The organism is Vibrio sp. STUT-A11 (assembly GCF_026000435.1).
Classification (GTDB): Bacteria; Pseudomonadota; Gammaproteobacteria; order Enterobacterales; family Vibrionaceae; genus Vibrio.
This window is the reverse complement of record NZ_AP026764.1, coordinates 533,314-554,966: the sequence shown is the minus strand read 5'-3', so window position 1 is coordinate 554,966 and position 21,653 is coordinate 533,314. Positions and strand designations below refer to the sequence as shown.

Sequence of the window (21,653 nt, the reverse complement as noted above, 5' to 3'; positions counted from 1 at the left end):
ACTAGTGCTACAGATTTTATAAGATATAATGAAGCAAACAAAAAATTCACAAGGATAACAATGAAAACCACAAATCAACCGGAAGCAGTTTCATCAGTACTGAAAGTGTTTCACATTCTTCAAGCGTTAGGCGAGCAAAAATCCATCGGCGTATCTGATCTTTCCCAACGACTAATGATGTCGAAAGCAACCACATATCGTTTTTTACAAACAATGAAGTCGTTAGGCTATGTATCACAAGAAGGTGAAGACGATAAATATTCACTAACGCTTAAGCTATTTGAGTTGGGGTCGAAATCGCTTGAGTATGTCGATCTGATTGAACTGGCCGATAAAGAAATGCGCCACATTTCAGAACAAACCAATGAAGCCTTGCACCTAGGTGCTCTGGATGAAAATGCCATCATTTACATCCACAAAATCGATTCTGGCTACAACCTACGCATGCAATCGCGCATTGGTCGTCGTAACCCTCTCTACAGTACTGCTATTGGTAAAGTGTTACTTTCTGAGCGCGATGAAAGCTTCGTCCGTGATGTGTTAAGCGGTGTAGAATTTATTAAACACACAGAAAAGACACTAGAGAACACTGAACAAGTGCTAGAAGAACTCGCACAAGTTCGCGCTAAACACTTTGCAGAAGATAATGAAGAGCAAGAGCCAGGCCTTCGCTGTATCGCGGCCCCGGTTTATAATCGCTTTGGTCAAATTATTGCCGGTCTTTCTATTTCATTCCCTGTTATTCGCTTTGAAGAAGAGAGAATGGAAGAGTATGTTGGCTTGTTACATCAAGCAGGCAAAAATATTTCAGAGCAATTGGGTTACCATAACTACCCCTCTTAATCTTGAAAGCAGCGATAAGACTGCTCTATTGCCAACTTTGTAAATTTTGAAAGGTCGATTCTAGTTAACTATCTACCTTTTTGACGCTTTGCTAGCTAATGCGCTGTTCACGCCAACTCTTGCGCTAAAAAGTCGATAAGTAATCGAACTTTAGGCGACAAGTTATGACTTGGTGGATACAGCGCCCAAATACCTTCGCGATCGTCTCGGTAATCACTGAGCACTTCGACCAACTCGCCGCAATCTAACGCCTCTTGAACGTAATAATCTGGCAACTGCACTAAACCAAGTCCACGCTTTGCTGCATCGACTAAAGCGAAACCACTGTTGCATTTGATCCGTCCAGAAACTCGCAGAGACTTCTCCCTGTTTTGTTCCTTAAAATGCCAGTAGTCAACTGAACCGACTAAACACTGGTGACGGCCCAGTTCTGAGAGTGTATGGGGTTCGCCAAAACGCTCTAAATAATAAGGACTTGCACAGACATACATTTGACGTGAAGAAAGCCGCTTGGCAATCATGCTTGAGTCTTGCAAACGCCCCAGACGTATTGCGACATCCACACCTTTTTCAATCAAATCAAGTCGTTGGTTAGTCAGAATCAAGTCCAGATTCACCTGAGGATACTTGTCAAGAAACTGATGCAATAATGGCGCAAGATTCATTTCTCCATAGGTAACCGGAGCCGTCACTCGCAGTATACCTTTGGGCTCCGCCTGCATTTGCGTCACGGCAAGCTCGGCTAACTCTAAACCTTCTAACAGGTGCTTACATTGCTGGTAATAAAGCTGACCTGCCTCAGAAAGAGAAACTTTACGTGTGGTACGATGCAGCAATTTCACGGCTAAACGTTGCTCTAGTGCGGAAACGCGACGACTGATCTGTGCAACCGATGTTTTAAGTTTATTTGCAGCGCCAGTGAAACTGTTTGTCTCTGCAACTGCGACAAACTCAGTCACACCTTCCCAATTCGCCATTTCTCTTTTCCCGTCAAACCCTTTAACAACAACATTGTCACACAAACTCTAACCAGGAGAAACTTCCCTTTATCTGTACCCCTCAACACAAAAAGTTAACTAAATGTAAACATATTAACATTTAGGTAACTGGGTTCTATGCTTTTATAGCGCCTGAATCCACAAGTAGGACAGAAGAATGAACAAGCACAATACCCCACTAGCTGGTTTTACTCATATGGAACATGGCAAAGCACAAGATTGGAAGATCATTGCAGAGCAATTTATTGATTATGCAGGAGAGTTACCAGACAGAATTATCAAACACCTTTTATTGCTTGATGGTGATTTTGGTGGCTTTCAGGTTGATAGACTCACGCATAGCCTACAATGTGCAACACTCGCCTATCGAGATGGTAAAGATGATGAGTACGTCGTGTGTGCGCTACTGCATGATATTGGCGATACGTTGGGTTCGTATAACCATCCCGACATAGCTGCCACTATTCTCGAGCCTTTCGTCAGTGAAGAGAATCACTGGATGATCAAACATCATGGTATTTTCCAGGGATATTACTTCTTCCATCACTTGAATATGGACAGAGAGATGCACAAAGCTTATATCGACCATCCTTGCTACCAGCGCACACAGGAATTTGTGCGTAAATATGATGCACCAGCGTTTGATCCTCAATTAGACACCCTACCGCTAGAATTCTTTGAGCCGATGATCCGCAAGGTGTTTGAGCATCCTGTCCGTTCGATTTACAAACAAGCACAAGACAAAATAGCAGCAGAATAGTGAGAGGCGATGATGAATTCATCAATGAGAAATCAAGTTAGCGAACAAGAATGGCAATTACGTGTTGAATTAGCCGCATGCTACAGGCTGGTAGCAGAATTCGGCTGGGACGACTTAATCTTTACCCACATAAGTGTACGGATTCCAGGCCCTGAGCATCATTTTCTGATCAACCCTTATGGGATGATGTTTGATGAAATCACCGCCTCCGATCTGGTTAAGATCGATCAGAATGGCAACGTGTTGCAAGACACATCCCACTCGGTAAACCATGCCGGCTTTATTATTCATAGCTGTATCCATGAGGCGCGTCATGATGTCGGTTGTATCATTCATACACATACGCGAGCTGGTGTCGCGGTCAGCGCGCAGAAAAACGGCATCTTGCCCATCAGTCAACAGTCGACTTATGTACTTTCGTCATTGGCTTACCACGACTACGAAGGCGTCGCAGTAAGAGAAGATGAACAACCACGTTTGCAGCAAGATCTGGGAGAAGCAAATTTTCTTGTGCTGCGCAATCATGGGCTACTGACGGTCGGAAAAACGGTGGCAGACGCGTTCTTGTCAATGTATGCACTGGAAACCACCTGCCAAATCCAATTAGCCGCGCAGTCTGGTGGCAGTGAGCTCATTCATATTGAACCCAAGATTGTCAGCTCGATAACAGAAGCGGTGAAAACACAGGGCGTAAATGGTTCTATCGTATGGCCAGCGTTACTTCGCAAACTGGACCGAATCGACCCACGTTACAAAGACTAACCAATCCCCGTATAAAGCGCTTCATCATAAGCATGATAAGCGCTTTAAGGTTTACCCATGAACGCCTGTCGTCAATAAAAACCCCCTTTGTCTTCTGTTCGGTTTAACACTCTTATTATTACTTATGTGTAAAAATCATTTTCAAAAAGTACGGATTATCATTTTTATTGAAATAGATAAAATGAGTATTAGTAAAACATCAGGCGAAAACGCAAAGCTCAGCTAGGCTTAATTACGACGCCTACCTATTGATTAGATAAGGGAAATCCAATGGCACTTGAAATCAAACCAGGTCAAACATCGATCAAATCTAAAGCAGCTGTCGCATGGGCGGCTGGTGAACCATTAAAAATGGAAGAAGTGGATGTACAACTGCCTAAAAAAGGTGAAGTTTTAGTCCGTATCGTGGCAACTGGCGTTTGTCATACTGACGCATTTACACTGTCTGGTGACGATCCTGAAGGCATCTTCCCTGCGATTCTTGGTCACGAAGGTGGCGGTATCGTTGAAATGGTAGGTGAAGGCGTGACTAGCGTTGAAGTCGGTGATCACGTTATTCCTCTATACACAGCAGAATGTGGCGAGTGTAAGTTTTGTAAATCTGGCAAAACTAACCTTTGTCAGGCAGTACGTGAAACTCAAGGTAAAGGCCTGATGCCAGACGGTACCAGCCGCTTCTCAATCAACGGCGAAACGATTTTCCATTATATGGGCTGTTCGACGTTCTCTGAGTACACGGTACTGCCAGAAATTTCACTAGCCAAAGTAAATAAAGAAGCACCTCTAGACGAAGTGTGCCTGCTTGGCTGTGGGGTAACTACCGGTATGGGTGCAGTACTGAATACAGCGAAAGTTCAGGAAGGCGATACAGTAGCAATCTTCGGCCTGGGCGGTATCGGTCTGTCTGCAATTATCGGTGCACGTATGGCTGGTGCTGGCCGTATCATCGGTGTCGATATCAATGAGAGTAAATTCGATCTTGCCAAACAGCTTGGCGCAACTGATGTGATTAACCCTCAGAAATTCGACAAGCCAATCCAAGAAGTGATCGTTGAAATGACAGATGGCGGCGTAGATTACTCTTTCGAGTGTATCGGTAACGTGAACGTGATGCGTCAGGCTCTTGAGTGCTGTCACAAAGGCTGGGGCGAATCCGTTATCATTGGTGTAGCAGGCGCTGGCCAGGAGATTTCTACCCGTCCATTCCAACTGGTAACGGGCCGTGTATGGCGAGGCAGTGCGTTCGGTGGCGTAAAAGGCCGCTCTGAGCTTCCAGAAATTGTAGAAAAATACATGGCAGGTGAATTCGGTCTACAAGAATTCATTACTCACACGATGGGGCTTGAGGACGTCAACGAAGCATTCGACCTAATGCACGAAGGCAAGAGTATCCGTAGCGTGATTCACATGGACAAATAACGTCTCTGCAGGCTCTCCTTAGGGAGAGCCTTGTTGTATGAACGGTGTCCTGCCGTTGAGTCTAATTTCTGTTTCTTAAGAGTTTATTCATGATGATAGAAAACGTAAGTCAGGCCAAAGTTTTTGGTGGCTGGCACAAACAATACACTCACGAATCGAGTTCGCTGAATTGCCAAATGCGCTTCGCGATTTTCCTGCCGCCAAACGCGACAAAATCCCACCCAGTACCAGTACTCTACTGGCTATCGGGACTCACTTGTAGCGATGAAAACTTCATGCAGAAAGCTGGCGCATTTCGTATGGCTGCCGAGCTTGGCATCGCCATTGTTGCGCCTGACACCAGCCCCCGCGGAGAAGGTGTGGCAGATGATGAAAATTACGACCTCGGTCAAGGTGCCGGTTTTTATCTTAATGCAACTCAGGCGCCTTGGTCTCAGCACTACTTCATGTATGACTACATCACCAAAGAACTGCCAGCTATCATTGAGAACAACTTCCCAGTTTCTGATGTTAAGTCTATTTCTGGCCACAGCATGGGTGGGCATGGTGCACTGACTATCGGCCTAAAAAATGCCGATCAGTATCGCTCAATCTCAGCCTTTAGCCCTATCAGTAACCCGATGCAGTGTCCTTGGGGTCAAAAAGCCTTTACTGCTTATTTGGGTACCGATATCGAAAACTGGAAACAATATGATGCGAGTGAACTACTGAAACAAACTCGATCACCTTTGGCAATTCTGGTCGATCAGGGAGACGCAGATGGGTTCCTGAGTGAACAGCTTAAACCTGAAGTTCTCGTTGCGGCAGCTAACAAACATGACTCAGAATTAACGCTTCGAATGCAACCTGGATATGATCACAGTTACTACTTCATCTCGAGCTTTATTGATGACCATTTGAACTTCCATGCGAAGTATTTGTTCGAGTAACTCATTAAGAAATAACGTAATAATGCCACCCTAAGCAAGGTGGTATTATTATTTTGAATATATATTCATTGATAGTATATATTTTACAGACAAACAATTAACTAGAAATGTTAATTCCCCACTAACAATCACCAATTGATAATTATATCGATTTGTATTAAATAGCACTAAAAATACGCAAAGAGCTCTAATAAACCTACAATCACTGCATTTCATCGTCCATTTATTTAAGAAGCCACTTAATAACCTTGACGTAAAGTAAACGTAAGGTTACTTTTCAAACACGATATATTTTTGCAACCTTATCCATTTATTCAAATTATCAAAACCTTTAATAAATCTCGGCTAGCGCCAATTGATCCAGATCAAAAAAAGAATAAAACTCCAAAATGAATAGAATGAAAAAGATACTCGTATTAGGCTTGCTGTGTTTTGCCCCCCTCATTTCTGCACATACCGTTTCATTTAGTAACGGTCCGCAAAACTCCAGTGTTGCGCTGGAGTTAGAAGACATTCAATCGTTGCCAGCCACTACCTACACCACCGAACTACCCTGGAGTAAAGGGGAATCTGAGTTTACTGGTGTAAAACTGAGTACCTTACTGACTCACGTATACGGTGATATCCCAGAAGAAATCGATATCGGTGGTTTAAACAATTACCACGCAATTGTTAGGCGACCTGATATTGTTAAATATCAACCGATACTGGCCTATCAAAAAGACCAACATTACATAAAAATCAGAGACAAAGGCCCCTATTGGATTGTATATCCGCTAAACCTGTACCCAGAATTAAATCGCTCGGCATACCATGCTCAAATGGTCTGGCAGGTGAATAATATTAAATTGATAAAGAAATAATGAAGTTATCAGACACCTACCCAATTATAGCCCAAAAGTGGCGATATACGACACTCAGCAAAGCACTGCTGTTAGTCTTTGCTACCTCTTTATTACTTGCAAATGTCATGTTGCTTCAACAAACTCGTGCATTAGCGCAAAACTTTACTGATGAGCAAAAGCAAGCCACGTGGTTTTTGTTTCAGCTTTCTAAAGAACTGTCTGAACTGGTTGGGGAAGCACGTAGGCTCGATGACAACATTCAAGATATCAATGGAGCAGAGCTGCAGTATGAACTCGCATGGAGTCGCTTTGATTTACTCATCAACAGTGATGACGCATACACTTTCTTTTCGCGTAACAATATCCAGCAGTATTTTGTAGAACTCTTCGAACAGTTTAAAGATCTGGAACCTTTTCTTGTCGAGGCGAGAACCGGCGATCGTCAAGCAGCAGCTCAGTTTTATCGCTCAACTCAAACGCTGTACTTGGACTTAGTGGACTTTGTAAATCAAAACTTCCGACTCACCAGCAAAGTATATGAGGCACAAAAAGGTGAAACACAGCGACTAGTACAAGCACAATATATGCTGTTTGCGACGTTTGTTTTATCGACACTCTCACTTATTTACTTCTTTTACCGCGAATCAAGTTTCCACAGAAAATTGGCCCTCAGCGATCCTCTAACTAGGCTTGGCAACCGAAGCGCGCTGTTTGTGACGCTTAGAAAAAACATGCAACAAAAAAACACGTTTTATCTTTGTATCCTGGACTTAAACGGATTTAAAAAAATTAATGATACTCACGGACACCAAGCTGGCGACAAAGTTTTACGAGCTATCGCTAACCGGCTAAAGTCGATGGAGATCAATAATTTTACCACTTACCGAATGGGTGGTGATGAGTTTGCCATCGTCGTTCAGGACAAAGCCATCAGCGAAGAAGAAATAAAGCGTCATATTAATGCCGTGTTTGATGACCCGGTACTAAAAACAGAAAACGATCATCAGCTTTCGACCAGTATTGGTATCGCGCGCTATCCGATGGATAGCGATAATATCGACTTCCTTATCAATATCGCAGATAAACGCATGTACAAGATGAAATTCCAAAGATAGAACAGAGTGACATCTCAAACATATAAAAGCCCCGCTCTTCAACAAGCGGGGCTTTTCATTACAACTGAGGATGAGTCTGCGTGACTAGTTGTTCAGAAATTTTTCTTTCAGCACAGTCAGCACACCAGATTCCTGATTACTTGGCGCCGAGAAACGGGCAACTTTCTTAATCTCTTCATGAGCATTGGCTACCGCATACGAGTGTTCGCTCGCTTGCAGCATCTCCAAATCATTCAGATAATCACCAAATGTCATCGTCTCTGCGGGTGTAAAATTCATGGTTTGTTGAAGATACTCAATGGCCGCACCTTTGGAAGCTTTTGCGTTCATCACGTCTAACCAGATTTTGGCACTAACAACAACTTTGTGTGACTCACCAAACTGAGCATTCATCGTCGGGAAGACTAACTCTTCTGAGCCGTCAAAATGGCAGATCGCAACTTTGATGAACTCATCATCAACCTCAAGCAAATCGTCGACGTTTTCACAGCGATGGTAGTACTTTTGAAACTCTTCGAGTGTTTTTTGATCTTGAATTTCAATATAAGCCGAGCGCTTACCACACAAAACAATGTGTGCCCCTTCTATGCCACGCACCGCTTTGATTATCTCTGCCACTTCAGGTTTCGGAATCGTACAGCTATAGAGTTCTTTGTCTTTATGTATCACCAAAGTGCCATTTTCTGCCACGTACAGAATGCGGTCTTGAATCGGAGCAAAAGTGTCACGCAAGCTATAGTACTGACGACCAGAGGCAGCTGAAAACAAAATCCCTTTTTCTTCTAATCGTAAAAACACATCGAAGAACTCAGGGTCCAAACGACCGTACTGATCGAGTAACGTGCCGTCCATATCGGAGGCGATAAATTTAATGTTAGCTTGTGACATGAACTAAAACTCTAATTAGGGTGGGAAAACTGCGATAACGTTTAAGGTACAGGATCGTGAGTGAATCTCAAGTACCGTTGTTAATATAGCAATCCTGATTCAAACAGGTACAATCCTCGCTCGATTTTGACGTTCGCGGATACACACCATGCACTCGCCTGAACATTGCTTTACTCGTTTTACTGCTGATATTTCTGGCTATGAGTTACCAGAGCAGTTTACGTTTCCGTTCTATTACACACCACATCCTCTATGCGTATTAGCCGCTGGACAATTGCAACGGCACTTACTCACGCAGAACGATTTTGATCATGACTTTGGTCTGGATAACGAGCAAGCAGGACGCGGCAAAATGTTCGGCGTGCTTTTGGTGCAAAATCAACAAGGTGAACTAGGGTATCTCAGTGCCTTTTCGGGCAAGATCGCCGATCAAAACTTGCTGCCCAGATTTGTGCCACCAGTGTATGACATGCTGACAGATGAAGGTTTTTTCCGCGTAGAAACTGACGCCATCAATGCAATCAATGCCGAATACAAACAGTGTGCAGGTAACCCAGAATTAACTGAGCTAAAAGTTGAAATTCAAGCTGATCGTACTACCTACCAGCAAGAAGAACAGGCGCAACGCCAAATCATGATAGACGGCCGCGCGAATCGAAAACTACAGCGTAAACAGGGCGAGAAATCGCTAAGTCCCGATAAGCTACATACGTTGTTAGACGAGTTGGGTAAGCAAAGTGTGGCCGAGAAAAATGCGCTCAAACACCTCAAGATGGCGTGGGATGAAAAACTGGCAGTGAAAGAGCAGCGTTTAGCCACTTTAAAACATGAACTTTCAGAACTTAAAGAGCGCCGTAAAACGCTGTCTAACGCGCTACAACACAAACTGCACAGACAATACCGCTTTCTTAACTGTCTGAAGCAAGAACGCGATTTAGTGGACATTTTCGCTAACACCACAAATCCTGTACCACCAGCTGGTGCTGGTGAATGTGCTGCCCCAAAACTGCTTCAATACGCGTTTAAACATGGCTTTAAACCGCTGGCGCTGGCCGAGTTCTGGTGGGGGGAATCACCAAAGTCCGAAGTACGCCAGCACAAGAAGTTTTACCCATCGTGCAACAGTAAGTGCCAACCGATACTGGGCCACATGCTGCAAGGTATGAACGTCGAACCCAACCCGCTGGCTGAAAACTGGGCAGAAGACAAAGAGCTGGAAATTCTCTATCAGGACGAAGCCATGGTAGTAGTAAACAAGCCATCAGGTTTGCTGTCTGTTCCGGGCAAAACCATCAAAGACTCGGCGTACACACGACTACAAGCCATGTTTCCCGATGTGGAAGGTCCTTTTGTCATTCACCGTTTAGATATGGCGACGTCAGGCATCTTGGTGTTTGCGTTAACCAAACGCGCCAACAAGAGCTTACAGAAGCAGTTCATGGCTCGTGGCGTACAAAAACGCTATATGGCTCTGCTGGAAGGTGAACTTAGTGATGCCGAGGGTGATATATCATTACCCATGCGCGGCGATCCAGAAGACCGTCCACGTCAATTGGTTTGCTTTGAACATGGTAAACCTGCGGAGACACACTGGCAGTTGATTGAAGTTAACAATGGCCGTAGCAAGGTGTATATGTACCCTAAAACTGGCCGTACCCACCAACTGCGTGTCCACAGCGCACATCACATGGGATTAAATATGCCAATGGTCGGCGATGGCCTATATGGTGAAAAAGCTGATCGCTTGCATCTGCATGCAGAAATGCTGGAACTGGATCATCCATACAGCAAACAACGCATGAGCTTCCATGCCGATTGTGAGTTTTAAACCCGGTACGGTTAATCTGAAGAAACTAAAAAGGCACTGATCAGTGCCTTTTTAGTTTGGACCAGAGATAGATTTCCACCTAAGTGTCTTATCGCTTCACTTTAACTGACTTTAAATTTCGTCCACACTTGTGAACGCCAGCGTCTTGCCATGATGATGCCTCGAACCCATTCATCCAAAGCAATGGCCATCCAGGCTCCCATTACACCGTAGCCCATGTGAATACCAAGCACGTAAGAGAACAACACGCCTAAACCCCACATACTTACGATACCCATTTGCACCGGGAATTTAATGTCACCGGCACCTTTTAAACCGGCAATGAAGATCAGGTTAAACACACGTCCGGCTTCCAACAGGATTGATCCCAGAACCAATGAGCCAGCAAGAGCAAGGATTTCAGGCTGGTCAGTAAACACGCGGAGAATGTCTTCTCGGAATACGTAAATCACGCTCGTCGCAACAGTAGAAGCAACAAAGCCCACCAAGAAATAAATCTGAATACGCTTCAGGATGCTGCTCACCCAACCTTTACCAATGTAATAACCAGTTTGAATCTGCGCTGCCTGACCAATCGCCAGTGCAAAAGCAAAAGAAAAACGCGCAATATTCTGCGCATAGGTAAATGCCGCCAACGAAGCCGTACCCATCTGTACCACAAAGTACACAATACAGATTTGCGCAATGTTGTAAGACAACACCTCACCCGCATTCATACCGCCAATCTTCAAAATCTTTTTATAGATGTCCGCCGGCACTTTTTTCATGGTCGACATGGGTAACTGGATACTCGAACGCGCCACAACCACCAACAACATCAATGTTCCTACGACTTGGCTCACGACGGTCGCAACGGCAACGCCCTCTACGCCATAAACGGGTAAACCAAACGGCTGATACAACGCGATGTAGTTACCTGCAATGTTTAGCACGCCACTGAGTAGGTTAACCACCATTGGTGAGCGCGAAAAACCGTGACTACGCAGAATCGTGGTTAGCACGATGCCAATGGTGACATTGAATGTCAGCGAGCCACTGATCAACAAGTAATTGCGCGCGTATTCTTCCACTTGGGCTTCAAGGCCGTAATATGGCAAAAAGAATATCGCACCAAGTACCGCTATCACGCTGAGGAATATCCCCACAATCACCGACAGCACCACACTAGCGACACCGACATCAACTGAGTCTTTCTCACGATCAGCGCCATTGTATTGTGCAATTAAGATGCCCGTCCCACTGCTCACAAATGTTGAAACAATGATCAGAAAAAACGTCAATTGGGTGATAACACCAACCGCTGATACCGCTTTGTCTGAGTAACCACTCAGCATGAATACGTCACTGGTTCCTAAAGCCGTCCTTAGCAAAATTTCCACGAGTATCGGCCAGGCGAGTGTCACAATGGACATACGCTGGTTGATGTTCTGGCTTTTAGGCATAGTTGGTCAACCTTCACAAAATGAAAAACTGCCTCACAGAAAACCGTGAAGCAGTTTATAAAAATAACAATTAGGCCTTGAATTGACCTGAGAAATACAGTCTTGCGTAAATTCTATTCGTATTCAGCACACAACAACAACGAATTTCGTCTCGCTGAGTGAAATTTTTTCTTTTCATTTGGACATTCATTGACAGCGTGAACGGGAGTCTATCCACGCATATAATAAACAATATTGGCAGGCAGTGTAAACGTTTACACTTTCACGAAAGTTTAAATATTATCTATATCGCCAAAATCTACTGTTAATTCAATTAGTCATGGTCATATTCAAAATGATTCATGTCACAGATAACCGAACTTTTATTCTATCTATCGCTCAGTTAACAACTAGAATAGAGTTAAAACTATAAAGTTAGGGATACAAGATGTCGACATTGGCAGGGGCACGCTTAGAAGAGATGGCGGATATCCGCGCAACGAGAAAAAAGAAGATTGTTTTTATATGCTCGAGCATCGCCGCAACTTGCCTAGTCTATGGTGCGATTGTTCAAGCATTTGAGCAGCACTGGGGGCTGTGTTTGCTCCATGCTTTATCTGCGCTTGCCTGCTTTGCGATTTGCTACATGATAAAAGTACAAAAGCATCACCAGTATGCCGATCTACTTTTAAGCGCAGTACTCATGCTAGAAGGTTTGCTGTTACTACTGTTTAATGATGCGCCTTCAGGGAAGATTTTGTGGCTGTATCCAATTGTCGCAACCCTCATTCTTATCAACGAGTTTAAAGTTGGGCTTCTCTTTAGCTGTACCTACATACTCTTTATTTTTTTCGGCATCGCTTTTCTGGATAGATTACCAACCGCCACTCCTATGATTGAACGTCGGTTTATGTTGACGTTGATTGCGATTAGCTTTGTTTGTCATACATTTTCTTATTACTACGCCAAGGTTCTGAATTACATTCAAATCCTCTACCGAGAAGGCATTGAGGAGCTGGCCTATTTTGACCAACTGACCAGTTTGGCCAATCGCTGGAGCTTTGAAACTTGGGCACGACAAAAACTGAGCGAAATCGATCGCTATAAAACCAAAGGATTAACCGCCGTTATCTTCCTCGATCTCGACAACTTTAAACTCATCAATGACAACTATGGCCATGACGTTGGTGATCACGTTCTAAAGACATTTGCATCTCGATTGAAAGAGAGCGCTCGCATAGCTGGCCACACTCCCCCGAAGAATGATTATTCTATCGCTCGGTTTGCCGGTGATGAATTTGTCTTGCTACTACACGATGTGCCTAACAAAGAAAGTTTGGACGAAGTGTTAAAACGCATTGTTAATGTATTCTCAAACCGCTCTCTAGATTACGACCTCATTAATGAAATCACGATGAGTGTCGGGGCTGCGATTTATAAACAAGATGCAAACGACTTATCGGAGCTGATTCGATGTGCAGATAAAGCCATGTATGTAGCAAAACACACCGGAAAAAATCAGTACGCCTACTATGAAGATTGTGTGCAGTTGGAAGAATTGAGCACCCAACCATTGCGTCAACCAGAAATCGGAGAGGTTTATTAGTTCAGTAAGTAAGCGCTCACTAGATACTAATCAGCGGACCTATACATCGCCCATAAATAGACGAGTAGGATAACCAATAAGTATACACACAAAAAACCACCCGAAGGTGGCTTCAATTCACGGTTCAAGACGGTGTTTTATAGATATTCACACAAGTACGCTGTCGCATCTTTAACTTGTAGTTCAAACGATGAGTTGCCTTCAACATCAAAAGACTCGCTGCTGTTGTATGTTGTCCAGTCAGTTTCACCTACACGTTTAACAATAAGGGCACCTTTCACTACTGTCATGCGTTCTGGAGCTTGTGTACCAAACGTGTACTCTCCCGGAAGCATAACACCGACACTCACTTCTTGCTCGTGTTGACTAAAACCTAGTGACTTCACACCGCCTGCAAAATAGCTGTTTTCCTTGATACTCATTATCTGTTCCCTCATTAAAAATCTGACCTTTTTTACCCTGTTTTTCTCCACGACTCAAGTCCATAAAGCCTTCTAATTAAACATTAGTGACAAATCGGTTCATAATCAGGTTTACATACCATGCATAGCACATCAGAACTGGTGAGTACCTAAGCAGTATCGCGTTGATACATTGACCGTTTTTAACCTAACAACTTACGGCTCATGTTTATAAAAATTGCTACGCCTGCAGCTCAATTAAGCGTTCAAAGCTTTGGAATACTTGCTCGCACTTCATGACTCGGCCATGGCCTTGGCCCTGAGTAGTAACCAACTCAACATGAACGATATCCTGTGCTGCTTTCGCAGAGATACTGTGTTTGGTGAACTTGTCTTGCTCATCGTGAACAATAATCGTCTCACACTCACGCTCAGCTAGGCGTTTCAGCGGATCAATCGACTGCAACGGGTAATCAAACTGCGCTTCCACTTCGGATACCACCGCATTGAACAGCTTCATGGAATAGCCAGAGCGCGCAATACTACCAAACAGGTTTTCTACGTAATTTAGAACGGGCGCAATGAGCAAAAGTGGCTTGTTCTCCAGCTTACTGTGTCGACATTCAAGTGCAGAAGCCGTTCCCATACTGTGCCCGATCAAGCCAGCTATCTCGCCAACTGAATCTAACACATCTTCCAGGCCGCGAATAAACCCGGGAATGTGGCCGTACTGACCTTCACTCTCACCGTGAGCAGGATGGTCATAGGCCAGTGCCGTAAACCCTTTAGCAGCAATATGTTCCATCAGAGGAAAAAACTGGCTCGCGGTTCCTGACCAGCCGTGAGTCAGAACCCAAATAGGGCCAGAGCCAAGCGAATAGGTTTTAATCACGCCATCAAAACCTTGGATCTCCCCTTTGACCAGACCTTGAGGCTCGGCATTTTTCGGTTTAGTACGCACCGGCGTCAAAAGAAGCTTTCTCGCGGTACTTTTGGCGTGTGACGGTGCCAGCGTATGGTGCAGACGGGTACTGATATTAACCAGACTGCGTTTGACGCTAAAACGCTGCGAAGTATTAAAGTAAATTTTGTCGCTCATGATCTTTCCCTTATCTAGCAGCACAAAATAGAACGGTCGTGCTTTTTGTGCTGATAAGAAAGAGCGAACTCTGTCGCCCTCTCTAAATGTTCAATATGTGTGTTCTAAATGAATCGGTTTGGGGACTCTTCCCCCTTCCAACGAGAAAACAAGTTATCTATCCCTTGCCAAAACAGTCTCTGACTCTCTACCTCGCCTTTAATCGAATAAAACACATGCGCGCTTAGGTATTGTCCATACAAATCAAACGTGGCTTGTTTAGTGTCTAATTGACTTGAAAACTCTTGGTTTTGTTTACCTTTCGCAATTTGTATTTCTAAGTAATCCAGCCAGGTATTGATGGACTTTCTCAATGCGCTTTGTAAGGGGCAATCATCCGCTGCGGTATCGTTCCACGCATCAAGAAACATGCAGCTACCCTGAAAAGAGTGATTCCAGGTCATCCAGGAATCTAACAATCCTCGGATTTTTCTCTCTATGGGATCATCCCCTAGCTCTCGCACAGGCGATATCACCCGAGAGGTGAACACTTGATTCGCATACTCTAATACAGAAAGCTGTAAATTCAGCTTGGAGTTAAAATGGGCGAACAAACCACTTTTCGACATCCCACACTGTTTTGCTAGCTCACCAAAAGTCAGGCTCTCTAAACCCTGCTCACTGGCAATCTCGAAAGCACGCTGCAGAATAAACTCTTTGGTTACTTTTCCTTTCTTCATAACGGTATTTTTAGCACGGTCGTGCTTTTATGCAAGTTTTCATCTTCTGGTCTAACCAATTGCCGGATAGTCCAGTTGAGAGGTTAGGGGGTATTAGTCACTTCAAACTACGAATGAGATAAGAAGTTTGAGATGGGTCGGAATTTAAGATATTGACCTGTCACGGAGACTGGATGAATTGATCTCCTTACACACATCGTTGTGTGCAAACTGTTACTTTCGCTGCATAATTTTTCTTCAGGGAAACCAGTTATGGGAACAAACAAAAAGATAGCGAGCTTAGAATTTGCCAGAATCATTGCCATGCTAGCTATCGTTGGCCTTCACTGCCAGATGGCACTCAGTTACTGGCTCTGGGATGACGTGCCGTGGGTCGGTTACATTCTTAATCAGATGTCACGGTTTGCGGTTCCTTTGTTTTTCCTTATTTCGGGCTACTTGATTCAGCCGAAGCTCAGCACTAATCCAATCGGAACAGTCAAACGTTATTCAAAACCGTTAATCAGAATATGGGTTGTGTGGAGTGTAATTTGTTTATTGGTGCCGTTCCAATGGCAGACGGTCTCTAACGCTGGTTACTTAGCAGAACGACAAGGTTACTGGGGCTATTTGATGCAATCCCCGATTAACTCTTTACTCGAAGGAGGACTGGTACATTTATGGTTCCTGCCAGCACTCGTTATGGCCGTAGCGCTTATCGCTTGTTTAGTCAGAGTCAGACTGCCGCAACTGCTGCTACCTATCGCATTGTTGCTTTACGTGTATGGCGCTCTAGCAGGGAGCTATTCTACCTTAACTGAACTGCCCTCTCCCTTTTTCACTCGTAATGGCCCTTTCTTTAGTAGCTTACTGGTTGTGCTTGGCTACCTGATTCGTGAGAAACAATGGCTTTGGTCACATAATAGTGCACTGCGAATGATCATACTCGGAATGGGGCTTCACTTTGCAGAAGCCTATTGGTTGACGCAACACGACGTTGTATTTAATAGCCATGATTGCTTATTTGGGACCGTTATTTGGTCACTTGGTATTTTCATGTGGCTACTCGCTCGCCCCAACTTTGGCAACATGCCATGGGTATTAAAATGGTCGCCAAACATTTTAGGTATCTACGTTAGCCACCTACTGATGATAATTGTGATGATGAATGTGGCAGGTATTCTCGGACTGCAAGATTTAGCTAAAGATGTGTTTATTTACTCAACCACCATCATCGCTACATTACTGTTAGTCAAAGGTATTGATGCTTCACCACTAAGAAAACTATTACTGAGATAAATCAATTAAATATGAGTCATAGCTCGCTCTGAAAAATGTGTTGGAGCAAGCCAAACAAAAATGAGAGAGAGCTCTCACTGACTAAAATTGAGCTCTATGAGCCTCAATAATTTTGTCGATACTCACAAAAAACATCGTACATTTCCTTTAGATTGGCCCGAAGAATACAACATTGCTCATTTAACGGAGGCTGTATGTGGGCATCTCAAGGATTGACTCCTTTTTTAGAAATAAGCCATTGGCTGACTTACGGTTTGTATGCCGCAGCCATTTTATGTTGCGTAGCGGGTATCGTGTCACTAAGAAAATAGTGGCATAATGCCCGGTTCCTACCGTTAATTCGAGCTTTCTCACAACTAACCCCTTAATTTATGGCTACTATTTCTCCAACAAGACAAGGGAGAAATGTCTATGCCAATTTACCCAATTGTGGCTTTCTGCTGTTTGTTATTCTCAAGCTCCAGCTTGGCAGCGGTAACCAATGATCTCAACTTAGTCAATTCCACCGTTGGCTATACCGCTCTGGTTCTGTTTTCTATTGCTTACGCTCTGGTTATGCTGGAAGAGTATCTCAAGATGAGAAAATCCAAACCGGTACTGCTCGCAGCCGGGTTAATTTGGATTCTAATCGGATATACCTTCACGCAACACAACCAACAGGATGTTGCTAAGGCAGCGTTAGAGCACAACTTGCTTGAGTACGCAGAATTACTGCTGTTTCTTTTAGTGGCGATGACTTACATCAACGCAATGGAAGAGCGAAGACTCTTTGATGCCTTACAAGCATGGATGGTGGGTAGAGGTTTCTGCTTTAAAAAATTGTTTTGGCTGACAGGCTTCCTTGCGTTCATTATTTCTCCCATCGCGGACAACTTAACAACGGCACTGTTGATGTGCGCCGTCGTGATGAAAGTGTCAGGCGACAACCCGAAATTCGTCAACCTGGCCTGCATCAATATTGTCATCGCAGCCAATGCTGGCGGTGCATTCAGCCCTTTTGGCGATATCACGACCTTAATGGTCTGGCAGGCTGGTCATGTAAACTTTGCTGAATTTGTCCCTCTATTTGTCCCTTCTCTGGTCAACTACTTGGTTCCTGCTTTTCTGATGTCACTGTTCGTGCCAAACACCAGACCAAATACCAAACATGAGCATGTGGAGCTCAAGCGCGGCGCACGGCGTATTGTGCTGCTATTCATTCTGACTATTGCCACAGCCGTCTCTTTCCATGCGGTACTCCACTTCCCGCCCGTTATAGGCATGATGATGGGCTTAGCTTACTTGCAATTTTTTGGCTATTTCCTACGCCGAACACTCAAACAATCTTTAGCAAAAAAAACCGCCATCGCCATCGCCAATGGAGACGAACAAGCATTGAAACGAATTGGCTCCGTGGTACCCTTTGATGTCTTCCACCGTGTATCTCGCGCGGAGTGGGATACTTTACTCTTCTTCTACGGCGTGGTGATGTGCGTGGGAGGGTTAAGCTTACTTGGCTATCTGGAGTTGGTTTCTCATCTAATGTACACCGAGTGGAACCCGATATGGGCTAACGTCATGGTCGGGTTACTGTCTGCCATCGTGGATAACATCCCGGTAATGTTTGCGGTGCTAACCATGCACCCTGATATGTCTATCGGTAACTGGCTGCTGGTTACGCTAACCGCCGGTGTTGGTGGTAGCTTACTTTCAATAGGCTCAGCGGCAGGCGTCGCGTTGATGGGGGCAGCTCGCGGTCAGTACACTTTCTTTGGCCACCTAAAATGGGCACCTGTCATCGCTTTGGGCTACGCTGCCAGCATTGCCGCACACTTATGGATGAACGGCAGTCTATTTAGCTGACCCCGTTTAACGGTCTGATGGGTGGTTAACGCCATCCATCACTTCAATCTCGCCTAAATCGTACGGATTAACGCCATCTAGACAGCCGACATTATAGCCATATTCAGTCGGGTCTGAGCGACGTTGATGGTGGGTATAAATACCACACTCACTACAAAAGTAGTGCTTTGCCGTATGAGTATTAAACTGATAAAGCTTAAGTTTTTCCTCGCCTTTAACTATTCGAATTCCTTTCAAGGGTACTGAAGCTACGATAGCGCCACGACGGCGGCACATCGAACAATCACATCGTCTTGGCTTTTCAATACCATCAGGCAGTGAAAGCTCTAATTCCACGGCTCCACAATGACAGGTCAGCCGGTGCAAAGGTTTAATTTCAGTGGATCCTACTCGCTTTATCATGACTTTTCCTCCGGTCTTTAATCGCTCAACTTTACAGCGTGTACATTATGTTAAACAGATTAACAAAAGTTCAATGCTTGTTGAAAACTCGACATTGGTCACTTTTCAAGACATTTTATGCGCAAGTAACCAAGACTTATGTTGGTTCAGTGACAATGAGGCAGAAACGCTTACTCAGGATAGTGTTGTTTTCCGGTAGTATTGCCAACCGCCCCAGCTTGTTCTTCAGCATTACAGTCATCTGGTTCTGTCAATTACATTAAATAATTTTGGTGGCCATTTTGGCGACCGCATCCCAAACCAGGCTACTCGTGTAGCAGGAAGGGTTTAAACCAAGGAAAAACTTTTATGGATAAAGATCATAGTCTTAGAGAAAACCTCTTGGCTCTGACGCTTGGCAGTGCGTTGGTGTCGCTGGGGGTTATTATTTTCAGTAAAGTCGGGCTACTGACTGGCGGTACGGCTGGTTTAGCGATATTTCTCACCAAAGTGAGTGATTACAGTTTTGGTCAAATCTTTTTTGCTCTTAACCTACCGTTTTACATTCTGTCGGTAACCCGTATGGGCTGGCGTTTTTCCATCAATACATTTATTGCAGTGACAATTGTCTCTTTCGCGGTAGACCACCTGCATCATGTTATTGAAATTTCCAGAATCGATATGGTGTATGCTGCTCTTTTAGGGGGTGGTTTAATCGGGATGGGCATGCTGGTCATCTTTCGCCATAAGATGAGTCTTGGTGGCTTTAACATTCTGGCACTGTTTCTCCAGGAGCGTTTCGGTATCCGGGCGGGTAAAGTACAGATGGCGTTAGATTGTGCTATCGTCGTCATGTCACTGTTTATCGTCGATGTTTACATCATCGCTCTATCCGTCATGGGGGCTGTGATTATCAACCTGATCCTTGCCATGAATCACAAACCTGGCCGTTATCAACCCAAGCCTCAGGAAGCATAATCGCCAGATAATCCCTGAACAAATATAAAAGCCTCGAGCCAAGTCTCGGGGCTTTTTATATTGTAATCTCAATGAAAGTGGGTGAAGTTATACCAATTACAGTGGTTTACCCTGCTCCAAAGCCAATAATTGTTGCTTACGTTCAACACCACCAGCATAGCCAGTCAACTTGCCACTTTTGCCGAGAACACGATGGCAGGGAACAACGATAGAAATGGGATTTTTGCCATTGGCCATACCCACGGCACGCACGGCTTTTGGGTTACCTATTGCATCCGCAAGCTGTTGATAGCTCCACGTCTCTCCGTAGGGAATGGTTGTCAGTGTACGCCAAACCTGGTTTTGGAAGTCCGTCCCTATTGTAGCTAGGGGCAGATCAAATTCATTCCTTATCCCAGAAAAGTACTCTCCTAACTGAACAACCGTCTGATTGAGGACAGGATGATGATCGTTGCGCTCACCCAAATCATCCGGTTTTGTCGTACAGGTTTCAAACCAAATACCAAGCAGGCCATCAGAGTTGGCCTGTATGGTCACGGTGCCTAAAGGGCTGGGCATTTCGGTATAGTTGGTTTTCATGATTGATCCCATAAATGAAAAGTTGCATAACTACCCCAAGGAGAAGCCGTATGAGTATTGAGTGACGGGTAGCGCTGCATGGCCTTTTTAACAACCAGGTCGTTGTGCAAAAAACAGTCAGGTTGAGACTCTCCCCGAAGACGGGCATAACTCACCGTCCAGGGGCCAATGCCTTTTACTTCTAACCATTGCTGCGGTTCCGCTTGCGGATTATCCAACATAAACTGTGCAAAGGTCACTAACGTATTCTTACGACTTTGAGGCATGCGTAAAAAACTCACATCCGCATTCACGACGTCAATGGGCTCAGGAAAGCAACGAGCTTCTCCTTCTACACTGAGTTTTTCTACCAGCAGGTTCAGTTGACCAATCGCCGCTTTAACCGAAACTTGCTGGCCTAAAATTGCCCGAACACCAGCTTCCCATGTGTTCCATACGCCAGGAATACGAATCCCTTGGCGCTTCACAAGCCCCGGGGCAACATAGTTGAGATGCCGCTCTATCGAGCAAATATCTGCGTCTAGATCAAGCATTCGACGAGCGTGGGTAACCAGCGTATGCAGTTTTGCTACGTCTTCAATTTCGAAATCCAGTTCTAGATGGTTTTCACCTTTTGTTACTTTAAACCACGCTTTACTCCCTGTGATACAAACCGTACGGCTATAGCTGGCTTCTGTCAGCGCTTCCACCCCTTTGATTGCCCTCAAGCGATAAAAATTCAACATATGCTGCCAGTTAAAATCACCACGAAAAGGTAATTCAATCCGATTCGTTACCATTTTTTCTAACTCCTTCGGTCGTCAAAACAACTATCACGCGTCATACGTGCTTTCTGATACCTCTCAAACGTCTAAGATGTATAGGGGTGGATAAGCATGAGCCTATCCTTGCCTGCACGATTCTAACGAGTTGGGCTGTATGTGCATTGTAAAACGAGGTGTTTACTGAAGGTTAGCCACTTT

The 21,653-nt window shown here is 44.5% G+C and carries 20 protein-coding genes and 1 pseudogene; 12 read left to right on the top strand and 9 right to left on the bottom strand.

Annotated elements, in window-relative coordinates:
* The first annotated feature begins 60 nt into the window (after window positions 1-60).
* Window positions 61-843, top strand: a complete 783-nt coding sequence (gene kdgR, locus OO774_RS18050; RefSeq protein WP_264908079.1) for a DNA-binding transcriptional regulator KdgR — start codon at window positions 61-63, stop codon at window positions 841-843.
* Between the two features lie 107 nt (window positions 844-950).
* Here kdgR and OO774_RS18045 read toward each other — a convergent pair whose 3' ends face one another.
* On the bottom strand, window positions 951-1,820 hold the full coding sequence (locus OO774_RS18045; RefSeq protein ID WP_264908077.1) for a LysR family transcriptional regulator: 870 nt from the start codon (window positions 1,818-1,820) through the stop codon (window positions 951-953).
* Window positions 1,821-1,998: 178 nt separating this feature from the next.
* On the opposite strand from OO774_RS18045, the gene OO774_RS18040 reads away from it, so the two are divergent.
* The 6 genes from OO774_RS18040 (at window position 1,999) to OO774_RS18015 (ending at window position 7,671) form a co-directional block, all read left to right on the top strand.
* Window positions 1,999-2,601, top strand: a complete 603-nt coding sequence (locus OO774_RS18040; protein WP_264908075.1) for an HD domain-containing protein — start codon at window positions 1,999-2,001, stop codon at window positions 2,599-2,601.
* Window positions 2,602-2,625: 24 nt separating this feature from the next.
* Window positions 2,626-3,363, top strand: coding sequence for a class II aldolase/adducin family protein (locus OO774_RS18035; RefSeq protein WP_264908073.1), 738 nt, complete (start codon window positions 2,626-2,628; stop codon window positions 3,361-3,363).
* A 270-nt stretch (window positions 3,364-3,633) separates the two neighbouring features.
* Window positions 3,634-4,782: an S-(hydroxymethyl)glutathione dehydrogenase/class III alcohol dehydrogenase gene (locus OO774_RS18030; RefSeq protein ID WP_264908072.1), complete on the top strand. Its 1,149-nt coding sequence runs from the start codon at window positions 3,634-3,636 to the stop codon at window positions 4,780-4,782.
* Window positions 4,783-4,871: 89 nt separating this feature from the next.
* Complete coding sequence (gene fghA, locus OO774_RS18025; protein ID WP_264908070.1) at window positions 4,872-5,711, top strand: S-formylglutathione hydrolase; 840 nt, start codon at window positions 4,872-4,874, stop codon at window positions 5,709-5,711.
* Window positions 5,712-6,109: 398 nt separating this feature from the next.
* Window positions 6,110-6,574: an oxidoreductase gene (locus OO774_RS18020; RefSeq protein WP_264908069.1), complete on the top strand. Its 465-nt coding sequence runs from the start codon at window positions 6,110-6,112 to the stop codon at window positions 6,572-6,574.
* On the top strand, window positions 6,574-7,671 hold the full coding sequence (locus tag OO774_RS18015) for a GGDEF domain-containing protein (protein ID WP_264908067.1): 1,098 nt from the start codon (window positions 6,574-6,576) through the stop codon (window positions 7,669-7,671). Before OO774_RS18020 ends, OO774_RS18015 begins: the two co-directional genes overlap by 1 nt.
* Window positions 7,672-7,755: 84 nt before the next feature.
* On the opposite strand, the gene OO774_RS18010 is transcribed toward OO774_RS18015, so the two are convergent.
* Window positions 7,756-8,559 carry an HAD family hydrolase gene (locus OO774_RS18010; protein ID WP_264908065.1) on the bottom strand — a complete coding sequence of 268 codons (804 nt, stop codon included), beginning with the start codon at window positions 8,557-8,559 and terminating at the stop codon, window positions 7,756-7,758.
* Between the two features lie 148 nt (window positions 8,560-8,707).
* On the opposite strand from OO774_RS18010, the gene OO774_RS18005 reads away from it, so the two are divergent.
* Entirely contained in the window at window positions 8,708-10,387 is a 1,680-nt protein-coding gene (locus tag OO774_RS18005; RefSeq protein WP_264908064.1) for a pseudouridine synthase, read from the top strand.
* A gap of 101 nt (window positions 10,388-10,488) precedes the next feature.
* On the opposite strand, the gene OO774_RS18000 is transcribed toward OO774_RS18005, so the two are convergent.
* Entirely contained in the window at window positions 10,489-11,829 is a 1,341-nt protein-coding gene (locus OO774_RS18000; RefSeq protein ID WP_264908062.1) for an MATE family efflux transporter, read from the bottom strand.
* A 427-nt stretch (window positions 11,830-12,256) separates the two neighbouring features.
* Here OO774_RS18000 and OO774_RS17995 point away from each other — a divergent pair, with 427 nt between their 5' ends.
* On the top strand, window positions 12,257-13,414 hold the full coding sequence (locus tag OO774_RS17995; RefSeq protein WP_264908060.1) for a GGDEF domain-containing protein: 1,158 nt from the start codon (window positions 12,257-12,259) through the stop codon (window positions 13,412-13,414).
* A gap of 137 nt (window positions 13,415-13,551) precedes the next feature.
* On the opposite strand, the gene OO774_RS17990 is transcribed toward OO774_RS17995, so the two are convergent.
* From OO774_RS17990 to OO774_RS17980, 3 genes are all read right to left on the bottom strand, one after another.
* Window positions 13,552-13,836: a pyrimidine/purine nucleoside phosphorylase gene (locus tag OO774_RS17990; RefSeq protein WP_264908058.1), complete on the bottom strand. Its 285-nt coding sequence runs from the start codon at window positions 13,834-13,836 to the stop codon at window positions 13,552-13,554.
* A 220-nt stretch (window positions 13,837-14,056) separates the two neighbouring features.
* The gene (locus OO774_RS17985) at window positions 14,057-14,914 is read right to left on the bottom strand and encodes an alpha/beta fold hydrolase (RefSeq protein ID WP_264908057.1); all 858 of its coding nucleotides are present in this window, start codon (window positions 14,912-14,914) and stop codon (window positions 14,057-14,059) included.
* A gap of 104 nt (window positions 14,915-15,018) precedes the next feature.
* Window positions 15,019-15,633 (bottom strand): TetR/AcrR family transcriptional regulator, encoded by a 615-nt coding sequence (locus OO774_RS17980; RefSeq protein WP_264908055.1) that lies wholly within the window; start codon window positions 15,631-15,633, stop codon window positions 15,019-15,021.
* A gap of 252 nt (window positions 15,634-15,885) precedes the next feature.
* Between OO774_RS17980 and OO774_RS17975 the strand changes: the two genes are divergently transcribed.
* Together OO774_RS17975 and nhaD are read left to right on the top strand one after the other, a co-directional pair.
* A complete protein-coding gene (locus OO774_RS17975) occupies window positions 15,886-16,911 on the top strand; it encodes an acyltransferase family protein (RefSeq protein ID WP_264908054.1) in 1,026 nt (341 codons plus the stop codon).
* Window positions 16,912-17,322: 411 nt separating this feature from the next.
* A complete protein-coding gene (gene nhaD / locus OO774_RS17970) occupies window positions 17,323-18,753 on the top strand; it encodes a sodium:proton antiporter NhaD (protein WP_264908053.1) in 1,431 nt (476 codons plus the stop codon).
* 6 nt (window positions 18,754-18,759) lie between these two features.
* On the opposite strand, the gene OO774_RS17965 is transcribed toward nhaD, so the two are convergent.
* Entirely contained in the window at window positions 18,760-19,155 is a 396-nt protein-coding gene (locus tag OO774_RS17965; protein WP_264908052.1) for a GFA family protein, read from the bottom strand.
* 348 nt (window positions 19,156-19,503) lie between these two features.
* On the opposite strand from OO774_RS17965, the gene OO774_RS17960 reads away from it, so the two are divergent.
* On the top strand, window positions 19,504-20,112 hold the full coding sequence (locus OO774_RS17960) for a YitT family protein (protein WP_264908051.1): 609 nt from the start codon (window positions 19,504-19,506) through the stop codon (window positions 20,110-20,112).
* Between the two features lie 96 nt (window positions 20,113-20,208).
* Here OO774_RS17960 and OO774_RS17955 read toward each other — a convergent pair whose 3' ends face one another.
* Window positions 20,209-20,691, bottom strand: coding sequence for a methylated-DNA--[protein]-cysteine S-methyltransferase (locus OO774_RS17955; protein ID WP_264908050.1), 483 nt, complete (start codon window positions 20,689-20,691; stop codon window positions 20,209-20,211).
* Window positions 20,688-21,491 (bottom strand): annotated as a pseudogene (locus OO774_RS17950) (AlkA N-terminal domain-containing protein); the annotation flags it as partial. The pseudogene OO774_RS17950 and the gene OO774_RS17955, both read right to left, overlap by 4 nt.
* Between the last annotated feature and the right edge of the window lie 162 nt (window positions 21,492-21,653).